This window comes from Streptomyces sp. NPDC111507, from assembly GCF_055638955.1.
Map to the genome: position 1 here is coordinate 25,275 of NZ_JBVKBU010000016.1, position 12,587 is coordinate 37,861.

A 12,587-nucleotide genomic window follows, 5' to 3' on the forward strand; every position below is an offset into this window, starting at 1 on the left:
GCTCGACGCACAGCTGTCAGCGAACGCCACCCAGCTCAGTCAAGTCGTGAACGCAATGAACAGCACCCTGATGCAGCCCCCAGGCATCGGGCCAGTCCTGGCCGGGCGGCTGCTACTTGCCCGCACCGGACGACCCGACCGCTTGCCCACCGCTGCCGCATTCGCGAACTACTGCGAGGTCGCACCGATTGAGATTGCCAGCGCGGACGATCCAGCCATCGCCTCTCCCGCAAGGGCGACCGGCAACTCAACTTCGCACTACATACGATCGCCATCAGCCAGATTCGCAAGCCTGGCAGCCCCGGACGTATCTACCACCACCGGAAGATCGCAGAAGGCAAGACCGCCGGGGAATCCCGATGATGCCTCAAAAGACGTCTGGCCGACCACATATGGCGCACCGTGATCAACGACCAGACGATCTATGCATGGCGTCGCCAGCACCTCATCGATACTGGGCAGTTGCCCGGCATGAACAGCAACGACCTGTGCGAACTCGCTGCGGCCCGCAAGCACATCGCCGAGCTGTCTCGCGCCTGCATCGTGACCACTTCGACCCTGACTCGCGGAAGCGGCACATGTCCAAGGAGACCACCGTCGTACTGACCGGCTACCCCGTCCCTGATCTGCATGACGCCTTGAAGGGCCTGGGCTTCAGGAACTTTGTCCCCCCCCGTGACAACCAGGCGACGGAACTCGAAGGCGGCCTTCGCATCCTGATCAACGCCTTGACGTCGCCGACCGGCGGACCGATCGGCGAATCGGGCCTGCTGGTGGACGACGGCAGCGTCCGCATTTTCAACCAGAACGACGCCTGGCCCGTCGAATCCGGCCGCTTAGAAAGTCCGGTCCTTTGCACGCGCACTTCCTGCAGTATTCCGGCGCGATCTGGTACCCCATGGTGTACGACTTTCCGGACCGGAGGACGGCCACGGTCGGACGGCGCAAGCGGCACAATGGAATGACGCGGGAACTCAAGTACGTACGACGAGATCGCCGCCACCCTGAACCGCCGGATCACCGCGGACTCCGGCCAGGCGCGCCGCTGCCGATTCCGCGCTGACAGACCTCTGATCGAGGAACTGGTAGGCAAACCATGAGCAGGACTGGGTGAACGAGGTCTTCCTGTCCTGCCGCTTCGACGCCTCTCGCAAAGGACCGCACAAGGAGTACGTCTACACGTTCGTCAAGTCCCACTCAGCGGAGAGGCTGGCCCAGCCGGTGGGGCGTCCGACAGTCCAGAGGGTTCCCACAGGGCTGATGCCCCGGCCCTCCGCGCTCGGCGGCGGTTCGGGGGCGCCCGGCGGAATCGCCTTCACCAAGCCGCCTCCGTCTGTGAGGTGGTGGTGGCAGCCACCCACCGCATCCCCTGGATCACGACGTCCGCGACCTCTGATCGTAGACCGTTCGTGCCTCACCGATGGCAGGGGCGACCTGCTCCGCCCATCGCCGTATCTCGTGCACGACCGGGCACATCGTCCCGCCCAGCGGGGTGAGTTCGTACTCCACACGGACCGGTACCTCAGGGTAGATCCTTCGGGTGATGAGCCCGTCCCGCTCGAGATCGCGGAGGACTCGGCTCAGCACCTGCGCGCTCACCCCGAGCCGGTTCCTGAGGTCGTTGAACCGGGTGGGGCCGTCCTCGAGGGCGTAGGTGATGAGCACGGTCCACCGGTTGGCCAGCCGCTCGACGGCCTCTCGTGTGGGTGTGCCCTTGCCGTAGATCTCGGCTTCCCGCCGAGGCGCTGCGCTCATCCGGTCAACATACATTGCCCCGGCCCGTGGAATGGAGGCCCGTTCACCATACCGTTCGCCAGAGATGAATTTCCGCCGCTTTCCGGCGGCGTGTGAATTCCGGGATCCGGTGCTGAAGGCGGCGGATCAAGAATGACGGCGACGAGGCCTCGACCGACGGTCATTCATCGCCAACCAGGTCACTTACAAGTGACCTGGTAACAAAAAAGAGACCCTCTTTTCAAACTTGATGAAAGTTCAAGCATCTCCTAGTGTTGATCCGGCCGGCCCAACCAATTCCTTTCGACCGAATCTGAGGATTGTCATGTTCGATCGTCGTTCCGTAATCCGAGGCGGCGGCGCCGCGGCCGCGGCGGGTGCCTTCGCCCTCGGCGTGGGCAGCGTCCACGCCGAAGGCGTCACAGCGTCCTCTCCTCCCTCCTCGAAGCCGGGATTCCTGCCGCTCCCCGCCCAGGCGAAGCCCCTGCCGGACAACGGCAAGGGCTACCGGCTCCAACGCGCGGGCCGGAACGGCTACGTGGTCATCACGGGGTTCGTCCAGTCCGTGTTCGTCGTGGCGCGGGACGGCGTCATCGTCGTCGACGCGCCGCCCGCGTCCCGCGGAAAGCTCCAGGAGGCCATCGCCTCGGTGACCGACAAGCCCGTCACCCACTTCATATACAGCCACTCCCACCTGGACCACGTGGGCGCGGTGACCGACTTCCCGGATGCGGTGCGCATCGCCCACGCCGAATGCGCACGGGTACTCGCCCTGCACAAGGACCCCGCGCGGCCGATGCCCCAGAAGATCGTGGACGGCCGGTACAACCGACTGCACGTCGGCGGTGAGGAGATCCATCTCATCTATCCGGGCGCCAACCACGAGTCCGGAAACGTCCTCACCTACTTTCCCGCGCAGCGTTTGGTGGCCATGACCGACGTCGTCATGCCGGGATGGGCGCCCTACCGCGGCTGGGGGAACGCCGACTACCTGCCGGGCATCCTGCTCGCGCACGACGCCATCCTGGGCCTGGACTTCGACACGTACGTCGGGGGGCATGTCTACCGCACCGGGACGCGGGCCGACGTCCAGCAGTCGCGGGCCTTCTTCGTCGACTTCTGGAACACGACGAAGAAGAACATGGGCTCGATCTCCTTCGCCGAGGCCGCGGCCCAGGCCGAGCCGGAGAACGTCTGGGCCGCCCAGAAGGTCTGGATCGACCGGGTGGCGCGGGCGACGCAGGCCGAACTCGTTGAACGGTGGGGCACCGAGATCGCCGCGGTCGACACCTTCACCGCGGACTCCGCGGGTTCGGTCGTCGTCTCCATCTCCACGGACGCCACGATCAACTTCCCGTGACCCACCATCACCCCGGCCGACCGGCCATCCCCCTCCGGCCGGCCGGGGCCCGCCGTCCCCGCGCCGACGGCGCGGGGACGGCGGGCAATCTGCCCAGGGCAACCAGAGACATGGCATCGGCAATGTGCGCCCTGGTGGCCGCAGCCCGGGGTTCAGCGGAACAAGAGAGGACGCGATGAGCACTCCATATGAACAGGGGACCGATGACCTGCCCGCGGCTTGCGGAGACAAGCGGGAAGAGCCGTTCGAAACGGGGCGCCGGAGCGAGGTCACAGGCACGTCTTCCGCGCCCCGGCAGTGCGTCAGGGTGACGGTCGGCGCAGAGGGCGACATCACGGAGATTGACTTCCTCACCGATGCCTACCAGCGGATGGCCCCGAAAGAGCTGTCCGAGGTATTGGTGGCCGCGGTTCGGGAGGCTCAGAAAAGGGCCTTGGAGCAGGTGGCCGAGTGGACCTCGGCCCCGCGCCCTCCGGAAGCCGGGATCGGCGATCCACCTCGAGGCGGGTCCGCACCGGCCCGACCGCCGTCCGAGAAACTCAACTCGCCGCCGTCCGTGGGCGCGAACGCCGACGACGGCAAGCCCGGGAACTCGGGTCTTCTCCGGTGGATTGCCCTTGGGGACTTCGCCGACTGACGGCAGGCCTTTGCGATCCGGATCGACTGCAGGGTGAGGCGACAGGGGGCCGGAGGCAGGAAGCCCCGGGGCTCCGGACAACACTCCTGACGAAATGATTTTCGAAGTGGTTGGATCACTCCAGGATTGGTGATCTGGGGGTGCGGGGTGGCACGGCCGAAGCCCTGGGAAGTCGATGACGAGTTGTGAGTGGTGATCGAGCCGCTGCTGCCCAAGGTTGAGCGTCGGATGCGGCATCCGCGGCGCAAGCGGCATCCTGACCGGCTGGTGTTCCAGGGCATCCTGTTCGTGCTGCATACCGGGATCGCCTGGGAACACCAGCCGCAGGAACTCGGCTTCGGGTCGGTCATGACCTGCCGGCGTCGCCTGGCCGAGTGGACCGAGGCCGGGGCGTGGCCCCGGCTGCACGAGGTTCTGCTTGCCAAGCTGCGCGGTGCGAACGTCCTGGACCTCTCCCGGGCTGCTGTCGACGGCTCCCGCATCCGGGCGTTAAGGGGGAGCCAAGACCGCAGGAGGCCCCGTCGGCCGGGGCAGGACGGACAGCAAGCATCATGTGATCACGGACGCCACCGGCATCCCGCTCGTCACCCCCTTGACCGGCGGCAACCGCAACGACGTCACCCAGCTGATCCCCCTCCTCCAAGCCGTGCCGCTGGTGCGGGCAAGCAGGGCAAGCGGGGCAAGCGGGGTCGGCCCCGGCGGCACCCGGACGTGGTTGCTGGGCGACCGCGGCTACGACGACGGCACGTACCGCCGGCTGGTCCGGGACCTCGGCGTGAAGCCGCTGACGCCCGCCTCGGCACAGAGCACGGCTCTGGCCTGGGCACCCAACCCTGGGTGGTGGAGCGAGCGTTCGCCCCTCTGCCATGGTTCCGCCGCCTGTGGATTTGTTGGGAGATGCGCGACGGCCTACATGAAGCCTTCCTCACCCTGAGATGCGCACTCATCTGCTGGCGACGCCTGAGGTCGTTCCGATAGGAGTTCTTGGGCTCGACCCCGCAGCACCCGCTGTGAACGAGCTGTGCGTTCCTCTTGACTCGACGTACAACAACGACGATCCTCGTGGGCGAATCTCGCGCTGGGCATGACAATTTCAGGCCAAGGCCTACGGGGGCGTTGGCCGGCCTGGAGCGTCGACCGCGCATCCCGCCGACCGAGGGACGTGGGCCGTGACCCCGACCAGTCGCCCGTACCGCAGACGCAAGCACGTCACCATCGTGTCGCTGCTGCTCCTCCTACTGTCCTTCGCCCTTGGCCCCACCCCGAGTGCGGCGGCGGGCGGCGACTGGTGGGACCCGGTCGCACGGCCCGCACCAGACTCCCGGATCAACGTCACCGGCGAGCCGTTCACCGGCACCGACGCGGACGGTCACGTGCGCGGCTTCGTCGACGCCCATGACCACCTGTTCGCCAACGAGGCGTTCGGCGGTCGGCTCATCTGCGGCAAGGTCTTCTCCGAGGCCGGTATCGCCGACGCGCTCAAGGACTGCCCCGAGCATTACCCCGACGGCTCCCTCGCCATCTTCGACTTCATCACCAAGGGGGGCGACGGTCGGCACGACCCGGTCGGCTGGCCCACCTTCAAGGACTGGCCCGCCCACGACTCGCTCACCCACCAGCAGAACTACTACGCCTGGGTGGAACGCGCCTGGCGCGGCGGCCAGCGCGTGCTGGTCAACGACCTCGTCACCAACGGCGTGATCTGCTCCGTGTACTTCTTCAAGGACCGCAGCTGCGACGAGATGACCTCGCTCAGGCTCCAGGCAAGGATGACCTACGACCTCCAGGCCTACGTCGACAAGATGTACGGCGGCCCCGGCAAGGGCTGGTTCCGGATCGTCACCGACAGCGCCCAGGCCCGCGAGGTCATCCAGCAGGGCAAGCTGGCGGTCGTCCTCGGGGTCGAGACCTCCGAACCCTTCGGCTGCAAGATGATCCTGGACGTCCCGCAGTGCGACAAGGGCGACATCGACCGGGGCCTGGACGAGCTGTACTCGCTGGGCGTGCGCAGCATGTTCTTGTGCCACAAGTTCGACAACGCGCTGTGCGGCGTGCGCTTCGACTCCGGCACGCTCGGAACCGCCATCAACATCGGGCAGTTCCTGTCCACCGGCACCTTCTGGAAGACCGAGAAGTGCACCGGTCCCCAGCACGACAACCCCATCGGTTCGGCCGCGGCACCCGAGGCCGAGGCGAAGCTCCCGCCCGGCGTGAGCGTCCCGTCGTACGGCACGGACGCCCAGTGCAACAGCCGCGGGCTCACTGACCTCGGCGAGTACGCCGTGCGCGGCATGATGAAGCGCAAGATGATGCTGGAGATCGACCACATGAGCGTCAAGGGCGTCGGTCGGGTGCTCGACATCTTCGAGTCCGCCTCCTACCCCGGCGTGCTCTCCTCCCACAGCTGGATGGACATCGACTGGACCGACCGGGTCTACGGCCTCGGCGGCTTCGTCGCCCAGTACATGCACGGCTCGGAGGGGTTCGTCGCCGAGGCGAATCGCACCAAGGCCCTGCGCGACAAGTACGGCGTCGGCTACGGCTACGGCACCGACATGAACGGCGTCGGCGGCTGGCCCGGACCGCGCGGTGCGGACGCCCCGAACAAGGTCACTTACCCGTTCCGCAGTGCCGACGGCGGCTCCCTCATCGACCGGCAGACCACGGGGCAGCGCACCTGGGACCTGAACACGGACGGAGCCGCGCACTACGGCCTCGTCCCGGACTGGATCGAGGACATCCGCAAGGTCGGCGGCCAGAGCGTGGTCGACGATCTATTCCGCGGTGCCGAGTCCTATCTCGGCACCTGGGGAGCCACGGAACAGCACCAGGCATCGGTGGATCTGGCCAGAGGAGCGCCGGCCACAGCCAGTTCGACCGAGTGGAACCCGTTCGTCAGTTACGCGCCCAGCCGCGCCGTCGACGGCACCCGGGACACCCGCTGGGCCAGCGACTGGAGTGACGACCAGTGGTTGCAAGTCGACCTGGGCGCCACCCACCGGGTCGGGCGCGTCGCCCTCGACTGGGAACGTGCCTACGCGAAGTCGTACCGCATCGAACTGTCCACCGACGGTGTGAACTGGCAGACCGTCTGGTCCACGACCACCGGCGACGGCGGACTGGACACCGCTCACTTCAGCGGCACACCCGCTCGCTACGTCCGCGTCCACGGCCTGCAACGCGGCACCGGCTGGGGCTACTCGCTCTGCGACGTCGGCGTCCACAGCGACTGACAGCAGCGATCGACAGTGCGCCCGCACCGGCGTCCCGCCCACAGGGATGCCGGTGCATCGCGCCAACCCCCGTACAGCTGTGGCCGGATCGGCCAACTGACGGGTGTTCACACGTGCGCTACGTCGGCGGCGCCGCCGACGAGGCAGCGCTCACCTACCCGAGCGACTCCCTCCGTCCTGCCGGAAGCAGATTCACATAGCCCCATCAACGTCCTGCTCTGCGCCACCGCGTCGATGGGCGGCATGGGCAGCTCGGGCGCGCAGGGTGCCTACGGGCCGGTGATCCTGCGGGGAGCCGGGATGGGCGAAGGGGCGGGGACGGCAGTGCCGTCGCGCCGGGTCCCCACGTAGCGGGAGAGTGTTGAGTACCCGCCGCGGAAGCCCCGTTCGCGGATCTGCTGGTACAGCTCGGTGGCAACGGGTATTGCGGTCCAGTCCGAGGCGGCGGGCGATCTCGCCGAGCGTCAGGCAGGCCAGCGGGGACCGGCGGAAACCCAGGTGGCCTCAGGGCGCCATCTGGGTAGAGTCGGGCCATGCCCGAGCTGCAGCGACTTCAGGCCGACCATGCGTCGGCAGTCCTGGCCTTCGAGTTGGCGAACCGTACGTATTTCGCTGCCGCGGTCTCTGACCGCGGCGACGACTTCTTCGACCAGTTCGCCGACCGGCACAGCGCCCTGCTGGCTGAGCAGGAGATCGGCACCTGCGCGTTCCATGTGCTCGTCGCCGAGGACGGATCGGTACTCGGCCGGTTCAACCTGGTCAACATCGAGGATCGCACGGCGGAACTCGGCTACCGGGTCGCGCAACACGTTGCCGGCCGCGGCGTGGCGACGGAGACTGTCCGGAATCTGTGTCAGCTGGCGGCGACGCGGCACGGGCTGCGCACACTCAGGGCGGCTACTGCCCTCGAGAATGCCGCGTCACAGAAGGTGCTGACCAAAGCCGGGTTCGTCCCGGTCGGCCCAGCCGACCCAGCCGATGTCGGAGGTAAGCCAGGCACCTGGTATCAGCGCCATATCTAGCCTCGCCCCGCCAACCGACCCTGGAGCGCCCCCCCGTTGGGACCGGTCGTGACCCGGCGCTGTCCGCACTGCCGGCAACCCGTACCATCGCGCTTCCCTCGCCCCGGAGGCCGCACGTCCCTCCGTCACCACAGCCATCCCCGACGTCATTCCGCCGCGAAGGACTCCGTGACCGTTCACTGATCGTCCGGGATGGCGCCGTCCCGGAGCATTGTCACGGCCGGGAGCGTCTCAGACGGCGGCCCAGGAGGACGGCTCCTGTGCCGGCGATCAACCAGCCGGCGGCGATGCCGGTGAGTGCGGTCTCGGCCCGGGCGTCATGGGTGGTACCGGTGGCGGCCAGCGCAGGCCGGACGGGATCGGCCGCCGCGGCTGCTTGGAGGAGGAGGGCGGTGACCGCGTCGGGGTGGGAGACCATGGCCACGTGGGAGGAGTTGATCTCCACCATGTGTGAACCTGCGCGTTTCGCCTCGAAGCGTTCCTGGTCGGGATTGATGGTCTTGTCCTGCTTCGCGACGATGAACCACGAGGGGATGTGCTTCCAGGCGGCTACCTTGGCCGTCTCCGAGAACGCGGTCGTTGCCGCAGGTCGCTGGGTGGCCGCCATGACCCTCGCGGTGTTTTCCGGCAGGTCCGCGGCGAAGACCGGATGGATCCTGTCGGGCTTGAGGTACAGGTCTGTCCCGCTGACGCCGCCGGCCCGGTAGGGAACGGACTTCGTGGCGGTGCCGAGTTCGCTGGGGAACTTGGCACCCAGGGACATTCCGCTCTCGCCCACGTCGGGCATCAGTGCCGACACGTACACCAGCGACTTCACCCGGGGGTTGGCCGCGGCGGCCGTGCTGATCACGGCGCCGCCGTATGAGTGACCAGCCAGTACGATCGGGCCCTTGATGCTGTCCAACACGGAGGCGATGTAGGCGGAGTCGGTGTACAGCCCGCGCAGCGGGTTGGCGGGAGCCATGACTGTGTAGCCACGGCGTTCCAGCCGTTCGACTACCCCATTCCAACTGGAGGCGTCCGCGAACGCCCCGTGCACCAGCACGATGGTGGGTTTGGCCGTGGTCGTGGTTGTGGCCGCGGCGACAGGGGCCGCCAGGGCCGTGCACATGGCCACGGCGCACCCGGCCGCCATGACGTGTGTGCGACGTATTCGGCTCCGTGAACCCGGGACCGGAAATGCTGGCATGCCGTTCTCGCTTTCCGTGAGGCCTATGACACGGATTGTTCAGGCGTCCGCACCGGCAGGCTCGGCCAGCGCTCCAACCGGGTGAAACGGGTGAAAGAAGTACGCCCTGGGAGTGAATGCCGGAGGCAAAGGGTGTTCGGAACGTACGTCGTGCCGTATCGCGCAGTCCGGTGACCGTCCGGCGCCGTGCGTCAAGCGCTGAGCCTTTTCCCTCCTCAGTCTGAGCTGGTCAGATGGCGGATCTTCGGGTGGGACCGGTTGACCGACGGCTGGCCCGTGGACAGGTTTTCCCATCGGTCCCAGCAGGGGACTCGGACCGCCCCCGGTACTGCGGTATCCCTTGTCGGCCCAGCAATTGATGCGGGCCCGGTCGAGCGCGTCGATGATGCCGTTCTCGCGGGCTGCCCGGACATCGTGGACGACCGCGGGCAGGGCTGGTGAGGCCCATAGGAGGCGTCCCTTGGGGTCCGCGATGACCTGCACGTTCATGGCGCGTCTCTTGTGCTTGCCGGAGTAGAAGGGCCGGTCGGCGGTGATCCGGTCGATCGGCAGCGGCGTCCGGCTTCGCTGTCGGCACCGCCACCATCCACCGCTACATCACGATGGCAGTCGCGCGTCTGGCCGCTCTCGCGCCGACGCTCGCAGAAGCCGTCAAGACCGCGTCGACGAAGGCATCGACATGTCCGGCTCTGTCGTGCGCTGTTGGAAAGGGAGTGCTGCTTCTGACATGCGGCGGGACGGTGACACCCCATAAGACAGTCAGAAGAAGCCGCAGCTGTCTTTGGTCATGGGTTGGCCGTCGCAGTGGAACGCACGCCGGGCGTCGGAGAGGCGGACGGTGGAGGATAACTCGGGTGCAGCGAGGGGGACAGCGGAGCCAGCGACTCGCACAGCGAGGACGGGAAGGCGGGCTCCTTGCGCTGCACATCCCGGCAGCCTCCGGCCGAGGTCCGGATGATCGACTCCCAGCCCGATTTCTTCGCCCGGAAGAACCAGCGGTCGCCCAGCCGGGAGGAGCAGGCAGGGTCCGTCGAGTCGTCACAGGCCGGTCCCGTGCGCCAGGAGAAGTCCAGCACCAGCCACTTCCCGTCGCAATTCTCCGAGTTCAGATACGTGTGCTCGGGCGCGCCGACCGCCATCAACGCCTGATCATAGGAGGCAGTGGTACAGCCGGTGACGGGCGGTGTGCAGCCCAGTTTCCCGCACAACCGCAGCGCGGGCGGCTTGGCACCATCGGCGGTGAAGCGCGTGTAGTGGTCGACGATCACGTCCCGGTCGCCCAGCGGCTCGGGCAGCCTGACCTGTGCCGTGGCCGTGCTCTCCTTGGTGCACCCGGAAGCCCTGTCCCCGGACGGCGAGGTGAAGGTGACCTGCACCCGCACGAGGTCCGTCATCGGGTCGGTGAGCACTGCCTTGAGCTTGCGCACGCACGCGTCAGCGCCACTGGGCACCTGCGTGTCGAGGAGCAGCGTGCGGCGGTCCCCGCTGAGATGAACTCCGGTGACCGCGGAAGGCTGCATCGTGGTCCACGGGATCGGCTCGGTTGCCGCCGGCGAGGGTGACCTCTCGTCCCCCTGACCGGCCACCTGTGTCCCGCACGCGCCGAGGAACAGCACGGCAACGGCGCAGAGCAAGACGGCCGCTCGACGTGTTCTACCTGATCGTCGCAAGAGCGCTCAATCCCCCCGGCACGCACCGACGTTTCCCGGGCCAATATAAGGCTGTGCCCGGGAAGGCTCACCAGTTGGGTGGGTGGGCTGCCGGGCCGACTCGGCCTCGCCTCATCAACCCGGCCTTGCTCGATGGCCCGTCGCATTCAACGGGCCATCGAACAGCCAGAACAGCCAGTGGCACTCGCTACGCGGCGTCACCGGGAGAACAGGGACGATCAGGAAGCGACCCTGGCGTTCAGCCCGTAGTCCAGTTCTGCACCATCGACCAGCACCGCCTCGACCGTGCGGGTACGGGGGTCGATGTCGGCCACGATCCCGTCCCCGGCGTAACGGGGGTAGCCCGAGGCGCCCGTCTCGCCCGTCGCCTCGACGACTGCCGATCGCACGGCCGAGTCCTCCACCGAGGCGCCGTCTCTGCCCTCGATGTGTTCAGGTACCAACAAGATACGGAAGCGCTGCGGCTCTGTAGTCATGCTCCGGAATTTAATCGCCTGTCCCACCCACCGTGGGAAAGGCGCACGACAGGTCTGCGCAAACAGGCTCCGTCGGCTGGCTTCCCACCGACGGCTGTTCGACGGCCGCGAGCAGTCCGTCGAGCGCGGGCCACCGAGCTCGGCCTCACATCACGGACATCGTCCGTGTCAGTCGTGCAGGGCGGTCTTGAGTGCGTCGATGGCGAGGTGACGAGCGACCTTGGTCGCGTTGGTGTCACGGAGGAGGTCCAGCATCAGGAAGTCGTGGACCATGCCCAGAACGCGGACCGCGGTGACGTCGACGCCGGCTTCACGAAGCTTGGCCGCGTAGGCCTCGCCCTCGTCACGCAGGACGTCGGCCTCGTCGGTGATGATCAAGGTCGGGGGCAGGCCGCGCAACTGGTCGATGCTGGCCCGCAGCGGCGAGGCGTAGGGCTCGGCGCGCTGGGCGGCATCGGTGGTGTACTGGTCCCAGAACCAGATCATTCCGTCCCGGGTCAGGTACTCCCCGTCCGCGAACTGTAGGTAGGACGGGGTGTCGAAGTCGGCGTTGGTGACGGGGTAGAGCAGGACCTGGCAACCGACCCGGACATCATCGCCCCTGTCCTTGGCCATCAGGGCGAGGGCCGCGGACATGTTTCCGCCCACGGAGTCGCCGCACACGGCGAGGCGGGAGGCGTCCAGGCCGTGCTCTGCGCCTTCGCGGGCGGACCATTGGGCCACGGCGTAGCTCTGCTCGATCTGGGTGGGGTACTTGGCCTCGGGGGCCCGGTCGTAGACGGGGAAGACCGCAGCCGCTTCGGCGCCGACGGCGAGTTCGCGTACGAGACGGTCGTGGGTGTTCTCGTCGCCGAACACCCACCCGGCGCCGTGGATGTAGAGGATGACCGGAAGCGTCCCGGAGATGCCGCGCGGGCGCACGATGCGGGTGCGTACCTGCCCCCACTTGCCGGCGTCGACGGTCACCCACTCCTCCTCGACGTCGGGTTTCGTGACACCTTCCCCGGTCTGCAGGCCGGCGAGGATGTCACGTCCCTGATTCGGCGGCATCTCGTAGATGCGCGGGTGCGGGGAGGTCGCCTCGGCGAGGTCTTGCGCCGCGGGTTCCAGGATCGGAGTGGGAAACACTGAAGGCATGCTGATCTTCCTTTCCCTGCAGGGTTCGGGTAGCAGCAACGACGCCAGATGCACTGTTTGCATAGATATATGCACCCCTGATCAGGATAGCGGGGCGGTGGTACGCCCGCGATGGCACCAGTCCGTCCC

Annotated in this window: 11 protein-coding genes and 4 pseudogenes; 9 read left to right on the plus strand and 6 right to left on the minus strand. The window is 67.5% G+C overall.

Annotation, left to right across the window (positions count from 1 at the left end; translation table 11 throughout):
* Positions 1–70 precede the first annotated feature (70 nt).
* The 3 genes and pseudogenes from ACZ7M2_RS41040 to ACZ7M2_RS41050 form a co-directional block, all read left to right on the plus strand.
* Positions 71–406 carry a transposase gene (locus ACZ7M2_RS41040; RefSeq protein WP_471599828.1) on the plus strand — a complete coding sequence of 112 codons (336 nt, stop codon included), beginning with the start codon at positions 71–73 and terminating at the stop codon, positions 404–406.
* Between the two features lie 172 nt (positions 407–578).
* Positions 579–965 (plus strand): hypothetical protein, encoded by a 387-nt coding sequence (locus ACZ7M2_RS41045; RefSeq protein WP_471599667.1) that lies wholly within the window; start codon positions 579–581, stop codon positions 963–965.
* Positions 966–1,104: 139 nt separating this feature from the next.
* A pseudogene (locus ACZ7M2_RS41050) lies at positions 1,105–1,203 on the plus strand (hypothetical protein); the annotation flags it as partial.
* Between the two features lie 171 nt (positions 1,204–1,374).
* Here the strand turns inward: ACZ7M2_RS41050 and ACZ7M2_RS41055 are convergent.
* Positions 1,375–1,755, minus strand: coding sequence for a winged helix-turn-helix transcriptional regulator (locus ACZ7M2_RS41055; protein WP_470057453.1), 381 nt, complete (start codon positions 1,753–1,755; stop codon positions 1,375–1,377).
* A gap of 304 nt (positions 1,756–2,059) precedes the next feature.
* Between ACZ7M2_RS41055 and ACZ7M2_RS41060 the strand changes: the two genes are divergently transcribed.
* The 5 genes and pseudogenes from ACZ7M2_RS41060 to ACZ7M2_RS41080 all read left to right on the plus strand — a co-directional run bounded on the left by ACZ7M2_RS41060 (position 2,060) and on the right by ACZ7M2_RS41080 (position 7,986).
* Positions 2,060–3,094 (plus strand): MBL fold metallo-hydrolase, encoded by a 1,035-nt coding sequence (locus ACZ7M2_RS41060; protein ID WP_471599668.1) that lies wholly within the window; start codon positions 2,060–2,062, stop codon positions 3,092–3,094.
* Positions 3,095–3,269: 175 nt separating this feature from the next.
* On the plus strand, positions 3,270–3,731 hold the full coding sequence (locus ACZ7M2_RS41065) for a YbaB/EbfC family nucleoid-associated protein (protein ID WP_471599669.1): 462 nt from the start codon (positions 3,270–3,272) through the stop codon (positions 3,729–3,731).
* Between the two features lie 189 nt (positions 3,732–3,920).
* A pseudogene (locus ACZ7M2_RS41070) lies at positions 3,921–4,709 on the plus strand (IS5 family transposase).
* Positions 4,710–4,900: 191 nt separating this feature from the next.
* Positions 4,901–6,964: a discoidin domain-containing protein gene (locus tag ACZ7M2_RS41075; protein WP_471599670.1), complete on the plus strand. Its 2,064-nt coding sequence runs from the start codon at positions 4,901–4,903 to the stop codon at positions 6,962–6,964.
* A gap of 533 nt (positions 6,965–7,497) precedes the next feature.
* Positions 7,498–7,986, plus strand: a complete 489-nt coding sequence (locus ACZ7M2_RS41080) for a GNAT family N-acetyltransferase (RefSeq protein ID WP_471599671.1) — start codon at positions 7,498–7,500, stop codon at positions 7,984–7,986.
* Positions 7,987–8,200: 214 nt separating this feature from the next.
* Here the strand turns inward: ACZ7M2_RS41080 and ACZ7M2_RS41085 are convergent, their stop codons facing one another.
* Complete coding sequence (locus tag ACZ7M2_RS41085; RefSeq protein WP_471599672.1) at positions 8,201–9,097, minus strand: alpha/beta fold hydrolase; 897 nt, start codon at positions 9,095–9,097, stop codon at positions 8,201–8,203.
* Positions 9,098–9,405: 308 nt separating this feature from the next.
* A pseudogene (locus ACZ7M2_RS41090) lies at positions 9,406–9,733 on the minus strand (transposase family protein); the annotation flags it as partial.
* Here ACZ7M2_RS41090 and ACZ7M2_RS41095 point away from each other — a divergent pair.
* Positions 9,730–9,849: pseudogene (locus ACZ7M2_RS41095) on the plus strand (IS5/IS1182 family transposase); the annotation flags it as partial. The pseudogenes ACZ7M2_RS41090 and ACZ7M2_RS41095 sit on opposite strands and share 4 nt — an antisense overlap.
* Positions 9,850–9,960: 111 nt before the next feature.
* Here the strand turns inward: ACZ7M2_RS41095 and ACZ7M2_RS41100 are convergent.
* From ACZ7M2_RS41100 to ACZ7M2_RS41110, 3 genes are all read right to left on the minus strand, one after another.
* Positions 9,961–10,845 carry a hypothetical protein gene (locus ACZ7M2_RS41100; RefSeq protein WP_471599673.1) on the minus strand — a complete coding sequence of 295 codons (885 nt, stop codon included), beginning with the start codon at positions 10,843–10,845 and terminating at the stop codon, positions 9,961–9,963.
* Positions 10,846–11,063: 218 nt separating this feature from the next.
* Positions 11,064–11,321, minus strand: a complete 258-nt coding sequence (locus ACZ7M2_RS41105) for a hypothetical protein (RefSeq protein WP_471599674.1) — start codon at positions 11,319–11,321, stop codon at positions 11,064–11,066.
* Between the two features lie 168 nt (positions 11,322–11,489).
* Complete coding sequence (locus tag ACZ7M2_RS41110) at positions 11,490–12,458, minus strand: alpha/beta hydrolase (protein ID WP_471599675.1); 969 nt, start codon at positions 12,456–12,458, stop codon at positions 11,490–11,492.
* Positions 12,459–12,587: the final 129 nt, after the last annotated feature.

Coding starts and splice junctions, on each gene's coding strand:
- ACZ7M2_RS41040 (WP_471599828.1), top strand. CDS start 71: ATGCAGCCCCCAGGCATCGGGCCAGTCCTGGCCGGGCGGCTGCTACTT.
- ACZ7M2_RS41045 (WP_471599667.1), top strand. CDS start 579: ATGTCCAAGGAGACCACCGTCGTACTGACCGGCTACCCCGTCCCTGAT.
- ACZ7M2_RS41055 (WP_470057453.1), bottom strand. CDS start 1,755: ATGAGCGCAGCGCCTCGGCGGGAAGCCGAGATCTACGGCAAGGGCACA.
- ACZ7M2_RS41060 (WP_471599668.1), top strand. CDS start 2,060: ATGTTCGATCGTCGTTCCGTAATCCGAGGCGGCGGCGCCGCGGCCGCG.
- ACZ7M2_RS41065 (WP_471599669.1), top strand. CDS start 3,270: ATGAGCACTCCATATGAACAGGGGACCGATGACCTGCCCGCGGCTTGC.
- ACZ7M2_RS41080 (WP_471599671.1), top strand. CDS start 7,498: ATGCCCGAGCTGCAGCGACTTCAGGCCGACCATGCGTCGGCAGTCCTG.
- ACZ7M2_RS41085 (WP_471599672.1), bottom strand. CDS start 9,097: ATGTGCACGGCCCTGGCGGCCCCTGTCGCCGCGGCCACAACCACGACC.
- ACZ7M2_RS41105 (WP_471599674.1), bottom strand. CDS start 11,321: ATGACTACAGAGCCGCAGCGCTTCCGTATCTTGTTGGTACCTGAACAC.
- ACZ7M2_RS41110 (WP_471599675.1), bottom strand. CDS start 12,458: ATGCCTTCAGTGTTTCCCACTCCGATCCTGGAACCCGCGGCGCAAGAC.